General features: G+C 67.4%; 19 protein-coding genes. 10 read left to right on the forward strand and 9 right to left on the reverse strand.

Translation table 11 applies throughout. The features are described 5' to 3' along the window. Positions 1-242 precede the first annotated feature (242 nt). From asnB to QFZ67_RS18385, 3 genes are all read left to right on the forward strand, one after another. Complete coding sequence (gene asnB, locus QFZ67_RS18375) at positions 243-2,165, forward strand: asparagine synthase (glutamine-hydrolyzing) (protein ID WP_307662172.1); 1,923 nt, start codon at positions 243-245, stop codon at positions 2,163-2,165. After that, on the forward strand, positions 2,158-3,507 hold the full coding sequence (locus tag QFZ67_RS18380; RefSeq protein WP_307662173.1) for a lipopolysaccharide biosynthesis protein: 1,350 nt from the start codon (positions 2,158-2,160) through the stop codon (positions 3,505-3,507). Before asnB ends, QFZ67_RS18380 begins: the two co-directional genes overlap by 8 nt. Before the next feature lie 143 nt (positions 3,508-3,650). Then, on the forward strand, positions 3,651-4,829 hold the full coding sequence (locus QFZ67_RS18385; protein WP_307662174.1) for a glycosyltransferase: 1,179 nt from the start codon (positions 3,651-3,653) through the stop codon (positions 4,827-4,829). A 123-nt stretch (positions 4,830-4,952) separates the two neighbouring features. On the opposite strand, the gene QFZ67_RS18390 is transcribed toward QFZ67_RS18385, so the two are convergent. Next, complete coding sequence (locus QFZ67_RS18390; protein WP_307662175.1) at positions 4,953-5,855, reverse strand: bifunctional 2-polyprenyl-6-hydroxyphenol methylase/3-demethylubiquinol 3-O-methyltransferase UbiG; 903 nt, start codon at positions 5,853-5,855, stop codon at positions 4,953-4,955. 254 nt (positions 5,856-6,109) lie between these two features. On the opposite strand from QFZ67_RS18390, the gene QFZ67_RS18395 reads away from it, so the two are divergent. Continuing rightward, on the forward strand, positions 6,110-7,318 hold the full coding sequence (locus QFZ67_RS18395; RefSeq protein ID WP_307662176.1) for a glycosyltransferase: 1,209 nt from the start codon (positions 6,110-6,112) through the stop codon (positions 7,316-7,318). Continuing rightward, on the forward strand, positions 7,315-8,292 hold the full coding sequence (locus tag QFZ67_RS18400; protein WP_307662177.1) for an NAD-dependent epimerase/dehydratase family protein: 978 nt from the start codon (positions 7,315-7,317) through the stop codon (positions 8,290-8,292). Before QFZ67_RS18395 ends, QFZ67_RS18400 begins: the two co-directional genes overlap by 4 nt. A 43-nt stretch (positions 8,293-8,335) precedes the next feature. Here the strand turns inward: QFZ67_RS18400 and QFZ67_RS18405 are convergent, their stop codons facing one another. Continuing rightward, positions 8,336-9,349: an MraY family glycosyltransferase gene (locus tag QFZ67_RS18405; protein WP_307662178.1), complete on the reverse strand. Its 1,014-nt coding sequence runs from the start codon at positions 9,347-9,349 to the stop codon at positions 8,336-8,338. Between the two features lie 8 nt (positions 9,350-9,357). Continuing rightward, positions 9,358-10,428: an NAD(P)-dependent oxidoreductase gene (locus tag QFZ67_RS18410; protein ID WP_307662179.1), complete on the reverse strand. Its 1,071-nt coding sequence runs from the start codon at positions 10,426-10,428 to the stop codon at positions 9,358-9,360. A 261-nt stretch (positions 10,429-10,689) separates the two neighbouring features. Here QFZ67_RS18410 and QFZ67_RS18415 point away from each other — a divergent pair, with 261 nt between their 5' ends. From QFZ67_RS18415 to QFZ67_RS18425, 3 genes are all read left to right on the forward strand, one after another. After that, entirely contained in the window at positions 10,690-11,952 is a 1,263-nt protein-coding gene (locus tag QFZ67_RS18415) for a nucleotide sugar dehydrogenase (protein ID WP_307662180.1), read from the forward strand. A gap of 117 nt (positions 11,953-12,069) precedes the next feature. Continuing rightward, positions 12,070-13,575 (forward strand): polysaccharide biosynthesis tyrosine autokinase, encoded by a 1,506-nt coding sequence (locus QFZ67_RS18420; protein WP_307662181.1) that lies wholly within the window; start codon positions 12,070-12,072, stop codon positions 13,573-13,575. A 2-nt stretch (positions 13,576-13,577) separates the two neighbouring features. Then, positions 13,578-14,414 carry a glutaminyl-peptide cyclotransferase gene (locus QFZ67_RS18425; protein ID WP_307662182.1) on the forward strand — a complete coding sequence of 279 codons (837 nt, stop codon included), beginning with the start codon at positions 13,578-13,580 and terminating at the stop codon, positions 14,412-14,414. Position 14,415: 1 nt separating this feature from the next. Here QFZ67_RS18425 and QFZ67_RS18430 read toward each other — a convergent pair whose 3' ends face one another. The 6 genes from QFZ67_RS18430 to QFZ67_RS18455 form a co-directional block, all read right to left on the reverse strand. Continuing rightward, positions 14,416-15,621 carry a PP2C family protein-serine/threonine phosphatase gene (locus tag QFZ67_RS18430; protein ID WP_307662183.1) on the reverse strand — a complete coding sequence of 402 codons (1,206 nt, stop codon included), beginning with the start codon at positions 15,619-15,621 and terminating at the stop codon, positions 14,416-14,418. Positions 15,622-15,715: 94 nt separating this feature from the next. After that, positions 15,716-16,474 (reverse strand): IclR family transcriptional regulator, encoded by a 759-nt coding sequence (locus tag QFZ67_RS18435; protein ID WP_307662184.1) that lies wholly within the window; start codon positions 16,472-16,474, stop codon positions 15,716-15,718. Between the two features lie 135 nt (positions 16,475-16,609). Continuing rightward, complete coding sequence (locus QFZ67_RS18440) at positions 16,610-16,783, reverse strand: hypothetical protein (protein WP_307662185.1); 174 nt, start codon at positions 16,781-16,783, stop codon at positions 16,610-16,612. 104 nt (positions 16,784-16,887) lie between these two features. Further along, a complete protein-coding gene (locus tag QFZ67_RS18445; protein ID WP_307662186.1) occupies positions 16,888-17,979 on the reverse strand; it encodes a sugar ABC transporter substrate-binding protein in 1,092 nt (363 codons plus the stop codon). A 345-nt stretch (positions 17,980-18,324) separates the two neighbouring features. Beyond that, positions 18,325-19,542, reverse strand: a complete 1,218-nt coding sequence (locus QFZ67_RS18450; protein WP_307662187.1) for an MFS transporter — start codon at positions 19,540-19,542, stop codon at positions 18,325-18,327. 5 nt (positions 19,543-19,547) lie between these two features. Next, positions 19,548-20,927, reverse strand: a complete 1,380-nt coding sequence (locus tag QFZ67_RS18455; RefSeq protein ID WP_307662188.1) for an NAD(P)-binding domain-containing protein — start codon at positions 20,925-20,927, stop codon at positions 19,548-19,550. Positions 20,928-21,151: 224 nt separating this feature from the next. Between QFZ67_RS18455 and pstS the strand changes: the two genes are divergently transcribed. Both pstS and QFZ67_RS18465 read left to right on the forward strand, forming a co-directional pair. Next, positions 21,152-22,270: a phosphate ABC transporter substrate-binding protein PstS gene (gene pstS / locus QFZ67_RS18460; RefSeq protein ID WP_307662189.1), complete on the forward strand. Its 1,119-nt coding sequence runs from the start codon at positions 21,152-21,154 to the stop codon at positions 22,268-22,270. An 84-nt stretch (positions 22,271-22,354) separates the two neighbouring features. Then, entirely contained in the window at positions 22,355-23,140 is a 786-nt protein-coding gene (locus QFZ67_RS18465; RefSeq protein WP_307662190.1) for a DUF72 domain-containing protein, read from the forward strand.

A 23,140-nucleotide genomic window follows, 5' to 3' on the forward strand; every position in this document is an offset into this window, starting at 1 on the left:
ATCCGGGCCTGACCACCATGCCGACGGTGCTCGCCAGAAGAGGTCACCGGTTCAGAGCACACCGCGATGTTTCCCGAAGGGCAGGGGGCGGGCGTTGCGCAGGCAGGCCGGGCTAAATGCCCGCATATGTGTGGTATGTATCTCAGGGCTTTGCGGTCAGCCCGCGACGCAGTGCACCGGCGAGTGGGAGCCGGCGATGTCGGCGGACGGTCATCCGACGGTGCAACACATGGGGAGCGTTTATGTGCGGTGTAGCTGGAATCGTGTCCACCAGCCCTCCCGATCCCGAACAGGTGCGCGTGATGTGCCGCCGCATCACCCATCGCGGGCCCGACGGAGAGGGCTACCACACCGACGCCCACGCGGCGCTGGGGATGCGGCGACTCGCCATCATCGATGTGGCCGGCGGAGGCCAGCCCGTCTACAACGAGGACCGCACCGTCGCGGCAGTCTTCAACGGAGAGATCTACAACTTCATGGAGCTGCGCGAGCAACTGGTCGCGCGCGGGCACCGATTCGCCACCGACGGCGACACCGAGGTACTCGTCCACCTGTACGAGGAACACGGCGAGGACCTGGTCGCGCAGTTGCGCGGCATGTTCGCCTTCGCGATCTGGGACATGGCACGGCACCGGCTGCTGCTCGCACGGGACCGGGTGGGCAAGAAGCCGCTGTATTACCGGCAGTCCGGGACCTCACTGGCGTTCGCGTCGGAGCTGAAGGCTCTGATGGCCGACCCAGCGGTGTCCCGTGAGGTGGACCCGGTGGCTCTGCATCACTACCTGACCTACCAATACGTGCCGGCTCCATGGTCGATCTACCGCGGAGTCAGCAAGCTGCCTCCCGGCCACCTGCTGGTCTGGCAGGACGGGGAGGTGAGCCTGCGGCGCTACTGGAGGCTGGATTTCACGCCCCGACCGGTGGGCTGCAAGCAGGAGGCGGCAGAACAGGCAAGGGAGTTGCTGCTGGATGCAACGCGGGTCCGGATGGTCAGCGAGCGTCCGCTGGGGGCATTTCTGTCCGGCGGCATCGACTCCTCCACGGTGGTGGCCGCCATGGCCCGGCTCAGCGATCGGCCAGTGAAGACGTTCTGCATCGGATTCGACGACCAGCGCTACGACGAGCGGCCCTACGCGGCGTCCGTGGCCCGCCGCTATGGAACCGACCATCATGAGTTCGTGGTGGCCGGTTCGTCCGCGCTGGACGTTCTGCCCACGGTGACCCGGCACTTCGACGAACCGTTCGCCGACTCCTCGGCCCTCCCCTCCTTCTTCGTGGCCGAACTGAGCCGTCGGCACGTGACGGTGGTGCTCAACGGCGACGGTGGGGACGAGTGCTTCGGAGGCTACCGGCGTTATGCGTACATGAATAGTGCGGGGCGGATCCGGACCCCGTACCGGCTGAACGGCGTGCTGAACCGACTCGGTTCGGCACTGGCTGAGGGCAATACCCCGCTCGGGCTGCGCAGGTTCGGACGGGGATTGCAACTGCTGGCTGAAACACCACAGCACCGCTACGCCAGCCTAATGTCCTACTTCACCCGGGAGGGCAAGCATGCTCTGTACACCGGGGCGATGCACGAGCAGGTGGCCCACGTCGACAGCTATGAGCTGATCACGGAGGTGTTTGACACCTCCCGTGCCGACGAGGACGTCAATCGGTTGATGGACGTCGACGTCAACACCTATTTGCCGGGCGACCTGCTCGTGAAGGTGGACATCACCACGATGGCTCACTCACTCGAGGCCCGCTCTCCGTTCCTGGACCACCATCTGTTGGAGTGGGCGGCTGGACTGCCCGGCCGGTGGAAGGTCGACGGACAGGTGACCAAGGCACTGTTGAAGAGCGCGATGACTCCGTGGCTGCCACCCGAGGTGCTCAACCGGCCCAAGGCCGGCTTCGCGGTGCCACTGGCGGACTGGCTGCGCTGCGAGTTGCGGCCTCTGGCCTACGATCTGCTGACTGACCACACCGCCCGCGCTCGCGGCCTGTTCCGGCCTGAGGTCGTGCGACGCCTGCTGCAGGACCATGTCGAGGGGCGCGATCGCTCCAGTCGGCTGTGGGCACTGCTGCAGTTCGAGCTCTGGCACCGCACATGCGCCGAGCAGGGGTGGGGGGACACCGCTACCGCCGCCGCCCAACCCGCCCAGGGGCCCTGTGGCTGACACCGCGCGGCAAGTGCTCGGCATGCTGGGCAGCCGGGCCGCGTGCGTGGTGCTGTCCGTGTTCACCAGCGCTGTCATCGCCCGGTCGCTGGAGCCGGAGGGCCGCGGGATCTACTACATGGCGGTCACGGTCGCCACGACCGCCACCATGCTGGGACACCTGTCCGGGGAACAGGCGCAGAGCGCGTTGTGGACGGACGTCGAGTGCCGGGAGGCGCTCGCCGGCAACAGTGTGCCGCTCGCCCTCATGCTCGGAACTCTCAGCGGTCTGGCCGCAACAGCCCTGGTGGCCGTGATCGGCCCCGAAACTCTGGACCTGCCGGGGCAGTACCTGGTGATGGTCGCCTGCCTGAGCGTTCCGCTCGGCATCGCGTCGAACTACACCGGCAACATCGCGCTGTTGCGGGGGCGAGTGCGTGTGGCGAACTGGTCGATGCTGGCCGGTGCGCTCGCCCAATGCGCCGCTGTGGCCGCACTGTCGGCAAGTGAGCGGTTGAGCGTCGTGGCGGCGCTGATCGTCTGGGTCGCCGCCGGGAGTGTCCCGCTGCTGGTGTTCACCGCCGTGGGGGCGGCCTCGGGGCGCCGCCGGGACCTGAAGCTGGCGCGCACCACGGTGGCGACTGGCGCCCGTTACCACCTTGGTCCCGCCTCGGTGTTCCTTCTACTGAACGCCGACATCTACATGCTCAGTGCGTTCGCCGGCGCGCGGGAGGTGGGCATCTACTCGCTGGCGGTCGGCCTGGCCGGGTACAGCCGCATGCTGGCGGATGTCGTCTCCCAGGTGATGCTCAAACGCCAGTTCAACGCAAGCGACACCGAATCCGCCGACGTCACCGTACGAATCACCCGTTACACGATCCTCCTGGCACTGGCCTCGGCGCTGGCCCTCACGCTGGCCGCCCCGGTGCTGGTTTCCGCCGTGTACGGCGCGGCGTACACCGATGCGGTGCCCCTCGTGATGCTGCTCGCTCCCGGCGTGATGGCTCTGGGGGCGAGCCGACTGCCGAGCGCCTACTTGCTGCGGTTGCGCCGCGCACGGCTGGTCGTCCTGCCGTCAGTGATCGCCCTGGCTGTCAACATCGCACTGAACGTGCTGCTGATTCCCGTGTGGGGCGCTGCCGGTTGTGCGCTTGCCTCCTCGCTGGCGTACGTACTGCTGGCCGCCTTTCAGACACGACTGTTCGCCAGGATGACGGGCATCCAGGCCCGGAAACTTGTCCCCTCCGCCGCAGATCTGCTCGCGCTGCTCACCTCCGCGCGTCACTGCGTTCCCGGCAAGCGCGCCGCGGCGTCTCTGACGCCGGATAGCCGCCACCTGCCAGCCGGACGGTCACCGCTGTGACCATTCACCCGGACGACCGCGCGTCGCGGTTGATATCGACACAAAAGGTGCTGAGAGCCTGGACAGCAAGAAGAGGCACGCTGTGCCGTGCCTGAACTGCTGGCTGGACGGAGCTGACATCAGTGACTGGATGCCACGACAGCATGGCCGTACCGATCCCCGGGAATGCCACCCGCGATGTCAATCTGTCCCGAGTGAGTCTGATGATTGGTCAACTGGGGCTGGGCGGTGCCGAGAAGCAGGTAGTGATGCTGGCGCGTGGCCTGGCGGCTCGAGGCATCGAGACCACGTTGCTCCTGCTGTACGAAGGAGGACCACGTGAGGCAGAGCTGTCCGGTTCCGGGGTGACGCCGGTCAGCCTGGGATACCGGGGAATCAACCGGCCATGGGTCCATCCTGTAGCCGCAGCTAAGGACGGCGCAGTCGGAGTGAGGGCGTTCACTCAGCTCGTGACGCATCTGCGCCGCACCCGGCCGCAGGTCTTCCATGCCTTTTTGTTCGACTGCTACATCGCGGCACCTCCCGCGGCCCGCCTGGCACGTGTTCCGGTGTGCGTGGCCGGGCGGCGCAGCCTGGGCACGTTCAAGGAGGGACGCCGTGGGCTGCTGGCCGTGGAGCGGGGCGCGACGGGCATGACCGACTTCATTGTGGCCAATGCACATGCCGTCGCCGAGCAAGCCCGGCGCCAGGAAGGGCTGCCGCAGGACAAGATCGCCGTCATCCACAACGGAATGGAGGAGCAGGATTTCCGGACGGCCGCTCCCGCCGACCTGTCCACGGATCTGCCGGTGGTGCTGTGCGTGGCCAACCTGCGGACCTACAAGGGTCACCAGTACCTGCTCGACGCCGTCGCCCGGATGAAGCAGCGGGGGCAGCGCTGCACCCTCGTGCTGATCGGGGAGGGCCCCCAGCGACACCCTCTGCAGCAACAGGCCGAGCGGTTGGCCATCGACGTACGCTTTTTGGGCCATCGCACTGATGTACCCGCTTTTCTCGCTCGGGCGGACGTCGTCGTGCTGCCCTCCCTGGAGGAGGGCCTGAGCAACGCGGTCATGGAGGCCATGGCGGTTGGTCGGCCCGTGGTTGCCACCGCGGTGGGCGGAACGCCGGAGTTGCTGCGCGACCGAGGTGTGCTGGTACCCCCAGCAGACACCGAAGCTCTGGCGCAGGGCCTGCAATGGATGCTTACCGACCGCGCCGCCGCCGCACAACTGGGGAAGGCCGCCCGGGAGTGGGCACTTGAGCACTTGAGTGCGGACACAATGGTGGAGCGGCACATCAGCCTGTACGGGAAACTGCTGGAGCGCAGATCCGTCAGGTGAGCGCGAGGAACAGCCGGGCCGGAGCACCACTGCGGCGGTACACCCGGCGAGGCCGGCCGCCGCCCGTCTGCTGACGTCGGCGGCGCCGGCCCGGCCCGGCAGCACGGATCGAGCGCGGTCACCTCAGCTCGTAACGCCGGTCCCCACCGCCGCCGCGCTCCGAGCCGCAGGTGACGTCTGCGCGGTGTCCTGATCGGCGATCGAGGCGAAGACGTACTCATTGCAGCCCAGGCCCCCTCCGCAGGTCTTGAGATGGCGCAGTTCCAGCCCATGGCGCCGGCCCACACGGAACACCTCTTCCGGAGCGGCGACTTCGAAGGGATAACCTCCGACCCAGTCGATGAGGTCGTATCGGGCGGACATACCGCGAGCACGTCGAGCCTGGCCGCCGACGGGATGTCGCCCCGTCATGGCCGACTTCAGCAGGGTGACCGCTCGTCGGGGAGCGTTCAGGTACATCCCACTCCCGGCGACCAGCAAGCGCCGCGTGACTGGGCCGGAGGAGTTGTAGGTGCGCTTGACATGCCTCCACGCGCGGCTGCTCAGGCCCTGATCGTTGTAGATGGACACATACAACAACCCGCCGGGGGCGACCAGTCGGCAGGCGGTGTCCAACGCTTCCCACAGGGCGCCGGTGTGGTGCAGCACTCCCCAGGAGTAGACGATGTCGAACTGTCCGAGGCGGGAGATCACGGAGGAATCCAGCACCGAACCGTGCTCCACCCGCCAGTCACTGTCGGACGCGTACCGTTCACGCAGCTGCCTGGTGGTCTCCACCGCGTCGGGGTCGTAGTCGAAGGAGTGCACCTTCGCACCGAGTTGGAGTGCGGCCAGCGAGAACAGGCCGCTGCCGCAGCCGATGTCCAAGAACGTGCGCCCGGCGAGGTCGCCGGTTCCCAAGGCCGCCACGAGGGACTCTCGAGCGGCAGCGATACGGTCCTCGTCGACCAGCCTGCTGAACTTCTGCCAGTTGCGGCCGAAGGCGAAGCGCTTGCCTTGCTCTACCTCGCTGGAGCAGTCGATCACCTCATGGTCTCCTTCCTCCTGGGAGCGCATGTACCGCGGATTCCGGCAAACGTGCGTACTGACGCGGTATATCAGACGTCGGCCGGGAAGAGCGTCGACGCTGCGGTGGTGGAGGCAAGAATCGACCGAATACCGGGCTCTCGGCGATCCTTCCACGGCCCTCGAAATATTTCCGAGAGGGTTGTCCAAAGCAGCGGACACATACTTCGCGCCCTTGACGGATACCGGAGCGTGTTCGGCTTAATATCTCGCACATGTCGACCGCCACGTACCGAACCACGGGTTTCGGCATCCCACGTCTGCGCGTGATGAGAGTCATCACGCGAATGAATATCGGTGGTCCGGCTGTTCAGGTCTCGGCCCTCATGCGCGGGCTGGATCCCGAGCGATTCGACCATCACCTGATCGCCGGACTGGTGGGCCCGGGTGAGGCGGATTATCTCGATCAACGGGCACCCGATCTGCCCGTCCGCCGGATCGAGGGGCTGGGACGGGCTGTGCGGCCCACGGATGATGTGCGCTGCCTGCTCGAACTGGCGGCAGCCATACGCCGGTTCCGGCCCCATATCGTCCACACGCACACAGCGAAAGCGGGCGCACTGGGGCGGGCGGCTGCCGTGCTGGCGCGTGTCCCCTCAAGGGTGCACACTTTTCACGGCCATCTCCTGCATGGCTATTTCTCCCCGGCGAAGACTCGCGTCGTGGTGCAGACCGAACGCAGGCTTGCAGCCCTCTCCGATCGCTTGGTTGCCGTGGGCAGTCGAGTGCGGGACGACCTCGTCGCCGCCGGCATCGGAAAGACCGACCAATACACGGTCGTGCCGCCCGGCACCAGACTTGCAATCGCACCAGAGCCTGCCGAAGCCCGGCAACTGCTCGGACTCCCGCAGGGCTGTCCCGTGGTTGCCTATGTGGGACGAATTACCGGAATCAAGCGACCCGACCGCTTTCTCGCCGTGGCCCGCGAAGTGCGCCGCACCGTGCCCGCAGCGCATTTCGTGGTGTGTGGATCGGGCGATTTCCAACCGGATCCCGATGCGGTCACCGATCTCGGCGACTCGCTCCACCTGCTGGGCTGGCGTGCAGACGTGGAGACCGTATACGCGGCGGCCGACCTGGTGTTGCTGACCTCGGACAACGAAGGTATGCCCGTCAGTCTGATCGAGGCCGGCCTGGCGGGGCTGCCGGCGGTGGCCACCGACGTCGGCAGCGTCGCGGAGGTCGTACAGGACAGAGCGACGGGGCTCCTGGCAGGACCGTCGTCCGGTGAACTCGCTCGCCACACCGTGACTCTTCTGCGCGACGGGGAACTGCGCCGGGCTATGGGAGAACGAGCGCGCACGTTCACCACCCAGCGCTTCGGCGAGGAACGTCTGGTGGCCGACACGCAGGCTCTCTACACCTCCATCGCCGTCGCCCGCGGATGGTGGACCGCATCCCGTTCGAAAGGTGAGCACTGTTGAACGTCCTTGTTACCGGAGGCGCCGGCTTCATCGGCGCCAACCTTTGCCAAGAGCTTGCGTCGCGTCCGAATGTGGGCAAGGTCATCGCTCTCGACGACCTGAGCACAGGTTCTGCGGCCAACCTGGAGGGAGTTGACGCGGAGCTGATCGAGGGCAGCATTCTCGACCCCGACCTCCTTGAAAGCGTCGTTGCCAAAGTGGACGCTGTCGTCCACCTCGCAGCGCGCCCGTCTGTGCCGCGCTCTCTGGCGGACCCGGTCGCCAGTCATAGCGTCAACGCGACCGGGACGGTGTACGTCCTCGAGGCATGCCGACGCAGAAGCGTCTCGGTGGTGGCCGCCTCGTCCTCCTCGGTCTACGGTGCCGTTCCCGTACTGCCGAAACACGAGGACCTGCCGACCCAGCCCCTGAGCCCCTACGCCGCGAGCAAACTCGCCACCGAGTCCTACGTCCTTGCCTACGGCGCCTCGTTCGACCTGCGGGTTCTGGCGTTCCGGTTCTTCAACGTCTACGGGCCGTTGCAGTCGGCCGGCCACGCCTATGCCGCCGTGATCCCTGCCTTCATCGACGCTCTGCTGCGCGGCACGCCCATGAGGATCTTCGGCGACGGACTACAGACGCGGGACTTCACCTATGTCGGAACCGTCGTCAGGGTGCTGGCCGATGCGGTCCTGCGCAAGGTCACGTACCCCGGTCCGGTGAACCTGGCCTTTGGTACGCGAGTGCCTCTCATCGACCTCGCCCAGCAGCTCGCGGAAGTCGTCGGAGCTCCGGCCGACATCCAGCACGAGGCGGCGAGGGCGGGAGACGTCCGCCACTCCCAGGCCGCGGACGGTCTGCTGCGCGGGCTCTTCCCCGACGTCGCCCAAGTGCCGCTTGCGCGTGGACTGGCCGAGACGGTGCGCTGGTTCCGTACCCTGCCCGAGTACGCGGAGCTGCCACCGGCCAAGTCGCTCACGGTGGAAGTGGGCTGACGACAGAGTTGAGGGGAGCCACGGCGCGTCGCCGTGGCTCCCCTCAACTCTGTCCGTCCCTGCTTACGGCGTACACAGGGACTCTCAGCAGCAGGCCCCAGGCCACGACGGTCACCGTGACAACCGTGATCAGAACGGCGTTCTGCGGGACGATCTTGAACATGACGAGCACCGCTGTCAGGCACGTCATGGCCGCGAAGCCTCCGATGACAACGGCCACCTGGCGGACAGTCAGCCCGAGGCGCCGGAGTCGGTGGGCGATGTGATCCCTGCCGCCCTGCAGCACAGGTCTGCCCTCCCTGCGTCGCGCGACCATGACCAGGACGGTGTCCGCCGTGACGACCAAGGTGATGAGGAACAGACTGGTGTACCCGGAAAGGGCGGCGTTGTCCCTGTGCAGAACCACAGTGGCTGACGACACCAGAAAGCCCACGAAAAGTGAGCCCGCGTCACCGAGAAAGATCCGCGCCGGATGCCAGTTGTGGAAGAGGAAGCCTGCACAGGCCCCTGCCAGGGCAGCCATGACCGAGGCGGTGCCGACCAGCCCGACGGAGAGAGCGGCGCAGCAGAGGAATCCCGCGGTGACCGCGGTCACCGTGGACACCACCCCGTCCATGTTGTCCAGCAAGTTGAACGCGTTGGTGGTGAAGAGGATCCACGCGACGGCGAGTACCACGTCGAGCCATGTACCGAAGAGCACGGGATGGCCGCACCACAGAACCACCACCAGGGCCGCCGCCGCCTCGATACAGAGACGAAAACGGATGCTGAGCGGACGCAGGTCGTCGGTGAGCCCAAGAACGGCGATCAGCGCAGCGCAGGTGAGTACGACGCCAACCGTGGCGTCGTACTCCTTCGCGGCGAGTGTTGCCACACTCGCGGAGCCCAGGGTGGCAAACGCGACCGCGATGCCGCCGAGATAAGGCGTGGGGCGGACATGGACTCTGCGTGCGTTCGGCTGGTCGGTGTATCCGCGCCGCAGTGCCAGGCGCCGCAGTGGCTCGGTCAGCAGGGCAGCGATGAAGAGAGCCCCCAGCCCTGCGACTGCCGAAACCAACCACGGACTCAGACCGGACATGGACCCGCCAGCACGGTCTGTCCGGTGGAATTGCCGGTTTCCCCGTCGGCCGGACCATCAGCGACAAGCTCGACCGCCTGCTGCCTCACCTCACTCCGGGCATCGGCGACGGCGTCCGCCAGCACGTCGTCCAGGTTGCGCCTCGGCTGCCAGCCGGTGAAGGCCCTCAGTTTCGTGGTGTCGGGGACGCGACGCTCCATGTCTTCGAACCCCGGTCCGTAAGCCTCACCGTAGGAGAGTCGGCGCACGGACGAAGTGCTCTCGGCGCAGGCGATGATCCGCTCCGCCAGATCCAGAATGCTGATCTCCTCGTCGCTTCCGATGTTGAAGGTCTCACCTACGGCATCCGGAAGGTCGATCAGTGACAAGAGCGCTTCGACCACATCTGCGACATGGAGGAAACAGCGGCTCTGCTGCCCGGTGCCATAGACGGTGAGGGGCTCTCCTCGGACTGACTGACGGGCGAATCTGGGGATGACCATGCCGTAGGCGGGGCTCTGCCGAGGACCGACAGTGTTGAAGAACCGCACGATGGTGGAACGCAGTCCGTACTCCCGGCGGTACAGCTCGGCGAGGATCTCGTCGACCGCCTTTGCGGTGCTGTAGGACCACCGTGGGACAGAGGGACTTCCGAGGACGCGGTCGGAGGTCTCGTTCAGCGGTCCGGAGGAGTTCTTGCCGTAGATCTCCGATGTGCTGGCGAGGATTACTCTGCGGCCATGGCGGTGAGCAGACCCGATGACCGTTTCGGTGCCTTTGGTGTTGATGGTGAAGGAATTCAGCGGCTGTTCGACGATGAGTTTCACGCCTACGGCCGCCGCCAGGTGCACTGCGCAATCACAGTCACGCACCAACTCGTCGACGAGCGCCGCATCCAGCACCGATCCGTGGACGAATTGGAAGTTATCCTGCCCGCGCGCACTTGCCAGGTTCTCCAGGCGCCCGGTGCTGAGGTCATCGAGTGCAACGACCGGCTCACCACGTGCCAGCAGTGCATCGACGAGATGAGAGCCGATGAAGCCGGCTCCTCCGGTGACCAGGTACTTCGGACGTTCCATCACGTCGTCACTCCATGTTTGCCGGTGGGGCATTACCGGGGCATGTGCACCGGCAACGCGTGGCAACGATAGCCAGGGATAACGCAAATAGAATGAATGGAATCCCGCAATTAGCCCATTCGTGCCCCCTTGACGGCTGACATGGCTCCATTCGCCTGACGAGTGTCACTCAAGAGATGGACGGGGAGCCGCGTCGAGCGAGTGTCAGGCATATTCCTCCGAAACATTCTGCTTGGCAAGCAGAGAGGAGTCACCGTGTCGGTGGCAACAAAGAAGGTGGTAGTGGTCGGCCAGGGGTACGTAGGCCTTCCACTCGCCGTTCGTGTGGCGGAAGCCGGGCACAGCGTCGTGGGTCTCGATGTGGACGAGATGCGCGTCAAGCGTCTGGCTGCCGGCGAGTCCTTCGCCGAGGACGTCACGTCACTTCGCCTACTGGCAGCCCTCAACTCGGGCCGCTATTCCCTGAGTACCGATTACGCCGATGCCGCGGGCTTCGATATCTGCGTCATCACGGTGCCGACTCCCCTGAAGGACGGTGTCCCCGACCTGAGTTTCGTGGAGACCGCCGCACAGGCAGTCGCCCAGCAGCTCCGGCCGAACGCCACGGTGATCCTTGAGTCCACCACGTACCCGTGCACGACCGAGCACGTGGTATGCCCGATCCTGGAGGCGGGCAGCGGGCTCCGGGCGGGCAAGGACTTCTTCCTGGGATACAGCCCGGAAAGGATTGACCCGGGAAACCCGACCTGGCGGCTGGAGAACACCCCCAAGGTGGTTTCCGGTTTGAACGAAATCTCCCTGCGACATGTCGAGCAGTTCTACGACGACGTCGTGGACCGTACTGTCCCGGTGAGCTCACCGCGCACGGCCGAGCTGACCAAGCTCCTGGAGAACACGTTCCGCCATGTCAACATTGCCCTCGTCAACGAGCTTGCGATGTTCTGCAAACCACTTGGCATCGACATCTGGGAAGTGATCGACGCGGCGGCGACCAAGCCCTTCGGCTTCATGCGCTTTCTGCCCGGGCCCGGCGTCGGAGGGCACTGCCTGCCCATTGATCCCTCCTATCTTTCGTGGCAGGTCAAACAGACGCTTCGGCACGACTTCCGCTTCGTGACACTGGCCAACGACATCAACAGCCATATGCCCGACCATGTGGTATTGCGCGTTGCCAGAGGGCTCAACGCCCGCCGCAAGCCGGTCAACGGCAGCCAGATCCTGGTCCTCGGGCTCGCCTACAAGAAGAATACCGGCGACATTCGGGAGTCCCCTGCGGTTGCCGTGGCTCTCGGACTGAGGCAACTGGGCGCTCACGTCCTGGCGGTGGAACCGCATGTCGACGCTCTTCGGCTGCCCGAGGACATCCTGTGCGTCGATCTCACCGAGGAACAGGTCGCCGCAGCCGATGCCGTGGTCATCGCCTCTGACCACGACATCTTCGATTACGCAATGGTGGAGAAGGTCGCCGACTACGTGTTCGACGCCTGCAATCGCTGCCGCGCGGAAACCGTTGAGCGCCTCTGAAGGGCCGCCCATGCACTCCGTTGGGGTACGAAAAGGTGAGCATGCATGCCATGTGCCCTGAATCCCTCAGCGCGGTCCTAGGGTGACCGTTCACTCACTCATTTGCTCCGATCGGGGATGACCTTGGATTTGCGCGACTACCTTCGAGTCCTTTCCCGCCGGTGGCGCATCATCGCCATTGTGGCTTTGCTGGGGACAGCCGCGGGCATCCTGACAAGTACCGTCGCGACTCCTGAGTACCGGGCAACGACCACGCTGTTCGCTTCCCTCCAGAGTGGTGCCGACACCTCCCAGCTCATTCAGGGGAACTCATTCACCCAGGCGAGAGTCCAGTCCTACACCGACGTAGCGACCAGCCCGGCGGTGACCAAGCCGGTCGTGAAATCCCTCCGGCTCAAGATGACGCCGACCCAGCTGGCTGCGCGGATCTCGGCCGAGGCGCCGCTCAACACGGTGCTGGTCCGTCTGACCGTCACCGACACCCGTGCGGCACGAGCCGCCCGTATCAGCAATGCGGTCGCTACTCGCTTCGCCCAGGTGATCAGGGAGCTGGAACGTCCGGAGAAAAGCAAATCCCCGTCCCCGGTACGACTCACCGTCACCCAGCCTGCCGCCGTGCCGCCCGCGCCTTCGTCCCCGAACACCGCCCTCAATGTCACGCTCGGGCTGGCGGTGGGCCTGCTTCTCGGGCTGGGGCTGGGCGTCGCAGTGGAGACAGTGGACACGTCGATGCGCGACTCCAAAGCCCTCGCCGAGTGCCTGGAAGGGGCTGGGGGGCCCGCCGTGCTGTCCAGCATCGTGCAGGACCCGAAGGCCGTACGGCAGCCTGTCTCGTTGCGCGACGACAGGCACGGCCTTCGTGCGGAGGGCTTCCGGAAGCTGCGAGTCAATCTGCAGTTCGCGGAAGTGGACCGGCGGCCGAAGGTGATCGCCGTCACCAGCCCGCTGCCCCGTGAGGGCAAGAGCAGCGTGTCGGTCAACCTGGCCGCCACGCTGGCCGAAGAGGGCGCAAGGGTATGCCTGATCGACTGCGACCTGCGCCGCCCTTCGATCGCTCCCGCTCTCGGTCTGGTCAGGGACGCCGGGCTCACCACAGTGCTGGTGGGCCGGGCCGAAGTGCATCAGGTACTGCAGGCGGCCGGGTCCTTCTCCGTGCTCACCAGTGGGATGATTCCTCCCAACCCGACCCAGCTCCTCGGAAGCACCTATTTCGGCGACTTGCTGCACACTCTTGCCGAGCAATTCGACCATGTCGTGGTGGACACCCCCCCCGTGCTCCCCTTTGCCGACACCGCAGCGATGGCACCCGCCATTGACGGCTACCTGCTCGTGGCGCGCGCCGGGCGGACAAGCCGGAGCCAGGTCGTCGACGCCTTGCGCATCCTCCAACGCGTCAGTGTCCCAGTGTTGGGGGCCGTCCTGAATGGCGCTCCGGCGCGAGGGGAGGGCGAAGCGTACGGCTATGCGTACAAGTACCGGCCGAAGCAGAGCCGGAAAGCCCGGCTGACCGCGCTCGTGTCGTCACGCTCGGCGGCAGGGGTCCGCAGCCGAGGGCCGGCTGCCAAGGGGCACGGGGCGCCTCTGCCGGTGCCGGTGCCGGTTTCGGCCAAGACACGACCGTAGTCATGCGTCTTGCGGTGGTGCTCCCTGTCGCGGTTATGGCCCTGGTCGGTGGGATGCTCGTCCATTCCTGTGAGAGGGGTGGCGGAGCCGGGGACCGCGGCCCGGGCACACATGCGCGGGCCGCGGCAGGGGCCGAGGTCAAGGTCGAGCAATTGAGGGTCGAAGTCCTCGAGATCCTGCCCCATGACCCGACGGCCTTCACCCAGGGCCTGGAGATGAACGGCAGCACGCTGTACGAGAGCACAGGCGTGGTCGGACAGTCCTCGGTTCGGGCGGGGCCGCTCGGCAAGTCTCCCGCGGTCCGCGCCGAGTTGTCCCCGCCGCTGTTCGGCGAGGGAATCACCGTCATGGGGCCGACTCTGTGGCAGCTCACCTGGCAGAACGGCATCGCGGTCGAACGGGACGCAAGGACGCTGGCCGAGTTGCGCCGGGTCCCTTACCAGGACGAAGGCTGGGGAGTGTGCCACCAGCGGCATCGCGACCGGCTGGTGACGAGCAACGGCTCCTCCCGGCTCACTTTCCGGGACCCCAGAACACTCGTGAAGACGGGGGATGTTGCCGTCACCGCCCATGGGAAGCCCTTGGCACGGCTGAATGAGCTGGAATGCGTCGGCGACACCGTGTACGCCAACGTCTGGCCTGCCGACCGGATTGTGCGTATCGACGCCAACACCGGCACGGTATCCGCAGACATCGACGCTCCGGCCCTCCTCGGCGCAGCCGAGAAGCAGCACGCGTACGTCATGAACGGTATTGCGGCCGTTCCCGGAACCGATCAGTTCCTGCTCACCGGCAAGTCGTGGCCCAAGATGTTCCGGGTCGCCTTCGTTCCCAGGTGACTCAGCAGTCAGTAGCGGACGTCGAGCCGGCGACGGCCGGTTTCCGGAGCAGAAGCAGTGCCGCGTCGTCGTGGAGCCGGCCGCCCACGTGCGCCAGCAGCTCGTCGTGCAGCGCAGCGACGGTACGGGACGGCTCATCCGACAAGTGCCGCGCCACCCGCTCGGAGAGCGGGTAGAACTCACGACTGTGGTTGCGGGCCTCGGTGACGCCGTCGGTGTAGAGAAGCAACTGGTCGCCGTCGCTGAAAGGCAGCACCTGGAGGCTCGGGGTCTCACCGGTGAGGGCGCTCATCCCGAGAGGCGGAGCCGGATGGGTCGGTTCGACAGCCATGACGTCGGATCCGCGAACCATCAGCGGAGGGGCGTGTCCGCAGTTGACTACCTCCATGTGCCCGGCCCCGGGGTATCCGGCGACCACAGCGGTGACGAAGTCGTCGGGACCGAGGTTGCGCGCCAGGCTCCGCTCGATCCTGCCGACGACGTCCAGGAGGTCCGGCTCGTCATAGGCGGCCTCACGGAAGACACCGAGCACCAGAGCAGCGGTGCTCACCGCGGGCAGCCCCTTGCCGCGCACATCACCGACGATCAACCTGATCCCGTAAGGGGTGGGCACGAGCGCGTAGAGGTCCCCGCCGATTCGGGCCTCCGCCGCGGCGGCGCTGTAGCGGACAGCCACCTGGAACTGGCCGACAGTGGCAGGCACGGGCTTGAGGAGGGCGTGCTGGGCAGCCTCGGCGACTGAGCGGACGGCTTCCAGTACCCGCTCGCGACGCCCGCGCAGCGCGCTGGCCAGGCTGCTCGTGAGGGTGACGGCGACCAGTGCGGACAGCACAATTGCCTGCTCACGGCCCGGCGCACCGGCACGGTCGCCGAGAACAGCACCCAGTGCCACGGCGATGAAGCCGATACGAAGGACCCCCCACGGCCTGCTGATGGCGGCGGCCAGCGTGGGCCCGACGGCGAGGAGCGGCAACCAAGTCGTCCCGGCTCCGCTGACGAGGGTGAGGAGCGCAACGGCAAAGACGAACAGTGCGGGCACAGCGGCGAGGAGGGCGGCGGTGCCTGGCTGGTCCAGCGTCGCTGTCCCCGAGGCCGGGGCCGCCCCCGGGCGTCCGTCCGGCTGGGCCGGTGCCCCAAAGCAGGCCGCCCGCTTCGTAAGACTGCAGGTCAGTGGGCGGTCGCGCTGGTGGTCTCTGGCCTGACTCATGTTCCGTCCGCAACTCCCTGATCCGTTCGCGACGCCTGAGCGCCCCTTTTGTCCAGGGAACAGGGGTTCGGGGTGAGCCACAAGGGCAGAATTTTCAGATAGTGAGCGAAAGGCCCCTGGTCACGCGGCTCGCTGTCGGGATCAGCTGCGCGAGGACTTGATCGATTCGGGAGAGCCGGTCTGCCCGGACGGAGACACCGAGCGAGCCGAGCGTGTTCCCGCTGTATACGGGCACGGCGACGCAGACCGTACCGAGGGCGTACTCCTCAAGGTCCATGACGGCCGGGCCGGCGGGCGACGAGTCGAGTCGCCGGAGCAGTTCGGAACGCTGGGTGATGGTGCGGGGCGTGAGCTCGGCGAGAGCGTGCCGGGAGAGGTAGTCGCTGCGGGAGTCGTCGTCCAGCTCGCGCAGGACGCTCTTGCCCAGCGCCGTGGCGTGCCCGGCATCCTCGAATCCCACCCAGAGGTCGACCCGAGGTGCCCGGGGCCCGTCGACGATCTCGGCGACCCGGATCTCGCCCTCCTCGTAAAAGGTCAGGTAGGCGGCGGCCGACAGTTCGTCCCGCAGAGCGACGAGCGTGGGACGGATACGGGTGAGCAGCGCCTGCCCGCGGCTTCCGGCGTACAGCATGTCCAGCTTGTCCCCCAGGACGAACCCGCCGTCGTCCAGCTTCCGCAGGTACCCGTCGTGGACCAGCGTCCTCAGCAGGTGATAGGTGGTGGCAAGGGGCAGTCCTGCCTCGCGTGCCAGCTGCTTCGCCGGGGCGCCGCCCTCGTGTGCCCCCACGGCTTCCATCAAGCGGAAGGCTCGCTGCACGGAATTGATGAGCGTAGGGCCGTCCTGAGCACCCACACCACAAGATTGCGCCCGGCGCAGCGCTATGGCAAGGTCCCTCAGCCGGCATGGCCGACGCGACAGCCGTCAGTCGGCCAGCCCACCGACGCAACCCGTGACAGACGGCCGCGCTCGGCATCGCCGTGGCAGGGATCAAGGCTGACCGGCCGCCAGTGCGGCCGGTAGCCGGGGCGCCGACTTCGTCGCCGCGGCAGTGTCCTTACGGTCGACCGCACCGCGCAGTTCCACGGCGAAGCCCTCCGCCTCCAGGCCGCCTCGCAGCCCTCCGGCGAAACGCTCCTCGTCCTCTACGACCACAACCCGCATGCCCCGATTGTGGCCCTCGGCAGCTGAACCGGAGCTGAACCCCAGATGGGTGCCTGGCGCCGGGCCGAGGTGGTACGCCCGACGCCAGGGCCTCTCTTCGCGATCTACTTCAGACCGAGGTCGTCACATGCGGTCTTGTACTTGGGGGTGCAGATCTCCTGGACGGTGTAGACGCCGTCCAGGACGACGGTGTCCTTGATGTTGTCCTTGGTCAGCGAGATGACCGGGACCAGCACCGAGGGGATGCCCTTGTTGGTCGGACTGTCGACGTCCGCCTGAGCCATGGAGTTGAGCGACATGCCCCTGGCGAGCAGGATGGCCATCTCGGCCGCGGCGTTGGCCTCCGGGGCGTACGGCTTGTAGACGCTCATGTACTGCTCACCGGCGACGATGCGCTGCACGGCGGCGAGTTCGGCGTCCTGGCCGGTGACCGGCGGCAGCGGGGAGACGCCGGCGGCCTTCAGGGCGGTGATGATGCCGCCCGCCATGCCGTCGTTGGCGGAGTAGACGCCGACGATCTTGTCCTTGCCGAGGGCCGAGATCGCGGCCTCCATGTTGGCGTTGGCGTTCTCCGGCTTCCACTCCTTGGTGTCGTACTCCTTGCCGATGTTCACCTTGCCGTTGAGCTCGGCGTGCGCGCCCTTCTTGAACTGCGCGGCGTTCGGGTCGGTGATCGCGCCGTTCATCATCACGATCTCGCCCGCCTTGGCGCCGGAGCCCAGCGCCTGCAGCAGCGCTGTGCCCTGGACGTGGCCGACCTCTTGGTTGTCGAACGAGGTGTAGGCATCGATCGGGCCCTCGGCCAGACGGTCGAAGGCGACGACCGGGATGTTCGCGTCCTTGGCCTTCTTGATCGAGTCGGCGATGGCCTTGGAGTCGACCGCGTCCACGATCAGGGCGTCGACCTTGTTCTCGATCATGGTTTCTACCTGCTGCGTCTGCAGAGCGGCGTCCTGCTTCGCATTGGCGTAGAGGACCTTGCCCTTGCCGTTCGTCAGCTGTCTGATCTTCTCCTCGATGACCGGCTTGTCGAATTTCTCGTAGCGAGCAGCCTGGTTCTCCGGAAGGAGTAGACCGACAGTGATGTCGTCGCTCGTCTTCACTCCCGAGCCCTGGGCGCTGATACAGGCAGCGAGCGAGACGGCCATCACAGAAGCAGCGACAGCAACGGCGGCGCGACGCATATGTGCGTTCATCGGTGGAAATCAACCTCCCTGACTGGCCACGTAGTTGCGGCCGAGGTGGCTGGAAGTCAACTCTGCCCCGACAAAAGCGTCAAGAAGTACAATACTAACGAGATGGCAACGGGTCTTGTTCGTTAGTTAAGCGAGGCCGACGCCGACCGGCAGAGCATTCCGGGAACTGCTATGCGGCAATGGCGGGTTGTCGTCGCCCCCCTCACCGGCCACACCGACGTCCGGGCCGAGCCGGCACCAGCGCACCGGTGTCGCCGAGCGCCGACGGCTCGGGGTGCGGCCTTCAGGTGAGCGGCTCCAGCGGATGGCTGAAAGGGATGTCCTCGACCCGCGGCCCGGTCTTCCTCATCGGTGCCGCCTCGCGGGACGCCCCGATGCGACGGCCAGAACGGCCGCCAGGGCGGAGCCCGCCGCGAGCGCGAGAAAGAGGCCACTGGAGCCGCCTAGCCGGCCGGCCAGTGCGGCCCCGGCCCAGGGGGCGAGGGCTGCCGCCACGGTGGCGGGAGCGGTGAGCAGTGCGGACAGGCGGCCGTAGTGAGCCGTTCCCCAGCGGTCGGTGACGGCGGTGGCGTGCAGGAGGGTGAGGTTGCCGCGTACGACTCCGGCGAGGACTGCGAGCAGGATCAGCAGCGGGATCGGGCCGGGGACGAGGGCCAGGGCCGCAGTGGTGACGCCGCCTGCTGTGATCAGGACGGCGGTGCGGGTGGTGACGCCGGTTCTGCGGGCCAGGGTGGCGTAGAGGGTACGGCCCAGGGTCTGGCCCGCTCCACCGAGTCCCAGTGCCCAGGCCGCGGTTGTGGGGTCGGCGCCGCGTTCGGTGAGCAGGGGGACCAGTCCGAAGACGACCGCGTACATGGCGAAACCGGAGAAAGTGAAGGCGAGTGTGAGCAGAAGGAAGGGGCGGCTGCGGGCGATCGGCGTGCGGCTGGTCGTGGACGCGGCCGGTGGGGCAGGTGGCCAGGGGGCGCGCAGGGCCAGGGCGTGGGCCGGGACGGTGACGGCGGCGAGGATCGCGGCGAGCACGGCGTAGGTCGTGCGCCAGCCGAGGTGGCCCACGAGCGTGGCGGTGAGGGGTGCGAAAAGCGTGCTGGCGAGGCCGCCTGCGAGCGTGACGATCGTCAGGGCGCGGACGCGGTCGGGGCCCCACCACCGGGTGAGTGCGGCGAAGGCCGGCTGGTAGAAGGTGGCGGCCATGGCGGCACCGGCCGCGAGCCAGGCGGCGGTGAACACGTAGAGGTTCGGCGCCGCGGCAATCGCCAGTACGGAGGCGACCGCGAGCACGGATCCGGTGGTCATCACGGCGCGGGGGCCTCGGCGGTCGAGGATGCGGCCGACAGGTATTGCGGCGAGGGCCGAAATCAGAAGGGCGCCGGAGAAGGCCGCGGTTGCGGCGCTCGTGGACCAGCCGGTGTCCGCGGTCAGGTGCGGGAGCAGGACGGGAAAGGCGTAGTAGACGATTCCCCAGCTGGTGATCTGGGTGGCGCACAGGGCAGGCAGAGCCGCGCGAGGCCGCGACCGGTCCCCTGTTCCCGTCGCGGCCTTGCTGACGTCGAGGCTGGGCACAGTGGTCAGCAGCCGCCTGACGAAGCCGGAGCTCCGACGCCGATCTGGAGGGTGGACGGGGCGGCGCAGCAGCCGCCGCCTTCGCTGTCCGCCTTGGTGGCGTCGGGCTCGTCGAACAGGCCGGCGCCGCCGCAGACTCCGGTCTCCGGGAGAGTCAACTCGACGCGTTCGGCCGCCTCTTGGTCTCCGGCGAGGGCTGCGGCGATGGAGCGGACCTGCTCGTAGCCGGTCATGGCGAGGAAGGTGGGGGCGCGGCCGTAGCTCTTCATGCCGACGAGATAGACGTCCTTCTCTGGGTGGGAGAGCTCGTTCACGCCGTGCGGGTAGACGGTGCCGCAGGAGTGGACGTTCGGATCGATCAGCGGGGAAAGCGCTACCGGGGCCTGGAGGCGCTCGTCGAGGGCGAGGCGGAGCTCGGAGACGTACGACAGGTCTGGGCGGAAGCCGGTGAGGACGATGACCTCGTCGACCGGGTCGAGTCGGCGGCCGTCATCGGACAGCAGCACCAGCCGGTCGCCGGTCCTCTCGACGGCGGCCGTACGGAATCCGGTGACGGCGTCGGCGTATCCGTCGTCCACGGCTGCCTTGGCCACGAGGCCCAGTGCCCCGCGGGCGGGGAGCTGGTCCGCCTCGCCGCCGCCGAAGGTGGAGCCGCCGATGCCGCGGCGCACGATCCACACCGTGTGGGTGCCCGGGGTCTCCTTCCCCAGGTCGGCCAGGTAGGCCAGGGCGGTGAAGGCGGAGGCGCCGGAGCCGATGACCGCGGTGCGCCTGCCCGCGTAACGCGCCCGTACGGCAGGGTCCTTGAGGTCCGGTACGCGGTAGGAGATACGGTCGGCGGCCGCGCGCTCACCGAGGGCCGGGAGGCCGTCGCCGCCGATCGGGCCCGGGGTGGACCAGGTGCCGGAGGCGTCGATCACGGCGCGGGCGGCGAGGCGTTCCTCGGTCCCGTCGGCGTTCGTGACGTGCACGGTGAAGGGCTGCTCGCCGCGGCCGGCATCCACGACCCGGTCGCGGCCGACGCGCGAGACGCCGGTGACGCGGGCGCCGAAGCGGACCTTGTCGCCCAGCACATCGGCGAGCGGCTTCAGGTAGCGCTCGACCCAGTCACCGCCGGAGGGGTACGTGGTCCCGTCGGGCGCGGTCCAGCCGGTCGGGGCCAGCAGCTTCTCGGCGGCCGGGTCGACCAGCTCGGCCCAGGTGGAGAAGAGACGTACGTGGCTCCACTCGCCCACGGCACTGCCGGCGGCCGGTCCCGCTTCCAGGACCAGCGGCTCGATGCCGCGCTCGACGAGATGGGCGGCGGCGGCCAGGCCTACCGGGCCGGCTCCGACCACCACGGTGGGCAGGGTCGCGATGGGCACATCGGCAATCGGCACGGTCACGATGACTCCCCTTTGTTTCGACATCTATCGATGGCTTGCGCTCCCAGCATCCCACCTGTTTCGATGGGCGTCAACATAGACATTTATCAAAACAGGGCGATTGGGCACGCCCGGCTCACCCCGAATACGACGGCACGACGGCTGATGTTCGTACGGATGTCGCCCAAGGGCGCAGCGCATCGCCGAGCATGTTCCCGGGCGACAGGCGACTTAGGAGAACGAGAGTGCAGCGTCGACGCACGAAGGGACGCATCCCACTCGCCGCGGCGGCCGCGCTGACGAGCATGCTGCTGGCCTCCTGCGACACGGACGGCTCCCCCGCCATTGACACCTCATCCTCCGACCCGGCCGCGGCCCGGATCGAGTGCGCCTCGCAGGGTCAGGTACCCGGCTCAGGGTCAACAGCCCAGCAGAACGCAATGACGTACTGGATCGAGCAGTACCAACGCGCGTGCACAGGAGTGCAGATCAAGTACAACCCCCTGGGCTCGGGCGCCGGCGTGGCCCAGTTCCTCCGGGGGGCGACCAGCTTCGGCGGCTCGGACGGCGCGCTGAAACCCGAAGAGGTCCAGTGGTCGAAGGACGTCTGCGCGGGCGGCAGGGCCATTGACCTTCCGATGGTCGGCGGCCCCATCGCGATCGGCTACAACCTTCAGGACGTGGACGATCTGGTGCTCGACGCCCCGACCCTGGCGAAGATCTTCGACGCGCGGATCACCTCCTGGGACCACCCCGACATCCGGCGGCTGAACCCGGACGCGAAGCTGCCGTCGATCCCTGTCCACCCCGTGCACCGGTCGGACGACTCCGGTACCACCCAGAATCTCAATGCCTACCTGGCCGGCGCCGCGAGTGATTCCTGGCCCCACCCGGTGAAGAAGTCCTGGCAGGGCAAGGGCGGTGAATCCGCGAGCGGATCCAGCGGAGTTGTGTCGCAGGTGCAGTCGCTCGACGGCTCGATCGGCTACTTCGAGCTGTCCTTCGCCGCTGCCGGCAAGATCAGTACGGTCAGGATCGACACGGGAGCCTCCCGGCCCGTCGCCCCAACGCCGAAGACCGCCTCCGCCGGCATGGCCGAAGCCAAAATCGCCGGCACGGGCAAGGACCTGACCTTGAAGTTCGACTACGGAACCTCCGCCGAAGGCGCGTATCCGATCGTCCAGGTCACCTACGAGATCGTGTGCGACACAGGGAACCAGCCCGAAACCCTTCCCGCCCTGAAATCCTTCCTGGCTTATACCGCCGGTGAAGAAGGGCAGAAGGCTCTCCCCGAAATCCACTACGCCCCGCTGCCGGACTCGGTCGCCGGCCAGGTGCGCGAGGTCATTCAGACGCTGTCCTGATCGTCACCTGCCCGCGGGGCCGGGCGGTAGAGATATGCCCTGAATGGGGCGATATTTTCTTTTCTCCTGGGCAGGGATCGGACCATGCCCATGCTCGTCGGAACCTCGGGATGGCAGTACAAGGACTGGCGCGGCGTTCTCTATCCGCCCAGGACACCGCAGCGGCTGTGGCTGGAGGAGTACGCCCGGCACTTCGCCACCGTGGAGAACAACAACGCCTTCTACCGGCTTCCCACCACGGAGATCTTCGCCTCCTGGCGGGAGCGGACGCCGGAGGGGTTCGTCATGGCGGTCAAAGCCAGCCGCTATCTGACCCATATGAAGCGGCTGCGCGCCCCCGAGGAGCCGGTGCGCCGGCTGATGGATCGCGCCGAGGGCCTGGGCGACCGGCTGGGGCCCGTCCTGCTGCAACTGCCTGCCCACTTCCGGGAGGACATCGAGGCTCTGGACGCCTGCCTGAGGTGCTTTCCCGGCACGGTTCGGGTGGCCGTCGAATTCCGCCACACGTCGTGGTGGGAGGCGGAGCGGGAACTGCGGGCGCTGCTGGAACGGCACGGCAGCGCCCTGTGCTGGGCGGATCGGGGGTCCCGCCCGGTGACGCCACTGTGGCGCACCGCGTCATGGGGGTACGTGCGATTCCACGGCGGCATCTCCGAGCCACCGCCGCGCTACGGCCGCCAAGCGCTGAAGTCCTGGGCCCGACGCATCGCCGACGCCTGGCCCGACGAGAACGATGTATTTGTGTACTTCAACAACGACCTGGGCGGTGCGGCCCTGCTGGACGCCGCGAAGTTCGCCCGGGCAGCGGCCGCGTTGGGCCGGACGGCGAGCCGTACGCCTCCGTCCCTGGCGGCGCGATCCACGTCCTGA

Origin of the sequence: Streptomyces sp. V1I1 (assembly GCF_030817355.1) — a bacterium.
Classification (GTDB): Bacteria; Actinomycetota; Actinomycetes; order Streptomycetales; family Streptomycetaceae; genus Streptomyces.

What these genes read in the sequence shown, in the direction of transcription:
- QFZ67_RS18425 (WP_307662182.1), top strand. Translation starts at nt 13,578, where the DNA reads ATGCGTCTTGCGGTGGTGCTCCCTGTCGCGGTTATGGCCCTGGTCGGT.
- QFZ67_RS18430 (WP_307662183.1), bottom strand. Translation starts at nt 15,621, where the DNA reads ATGAGTCAGGCCAGAGACCACCAGCGCGACCGCCCACTGACCTGCAGT.
- QFZ67_RS18385 (WP_307662174.1), top strand. Translation starts at nt 3,651, where the DNA reads ATGGCCGTACCGATCCCCGGGAATGCCACCCGCGATGTCAATCTGTCC.
- QFZ67_RS18465 (WP_307662190.1), top strand. Translation starts at nt 22,355, where the DNA reads ATGCCCATGCTCGTCGGAACCTCGGGATGGCAGTACAAGGACTGGCGC.
- QFZ67_RS18410 (WP_307662179.1), bottom strand. Translation starts at nt 10,428, where the DNA reads ATGGAACGTCCGAAGTACCTGGTCACCGGAGGAGCCGGCTTCATCGGC.
- QFZ67_RS18445 (WP_307662186.1), bottom strand. Translation starts at nt 17,979, where the DNA reads ATGAACGCACATATGCGTCGCGCCGCCGTTGCTGTCGCTGCTTCTGTG.
- QFZ67_RS18440 (WP_307662185.1), bottom strand. Translation starts at nt 16,783, where the DNA reads ATGCGGGTTGTGGTCGTAGAGGACGAGGAGCGTTTCGCCGGAGGGCTG.
- QFZ67_RS18395 (WP_307662176.1), top strand. Translation starts at nt 6,110, where the DNA reads ATGTCGACCGCCACGTACCGAACCACGGGTTTCGGCATCCCACGTCTG.
- QFZ67_RS18420 (WP_307662181.1), top strand. Translation starts at nt 12,070, where the DNA reads ATGACCTTGGATTTGCGCGACTACCTTCGAGTCCTTTCCCGCCGGTGG.
- asnB (WP_307662172.1), top strand. Translation starts at nt 243, where the DNA reads ATGTGCGGTGTAGCTGGAATCGTGTCCACCAGCCCTCCCGATCCCGAA.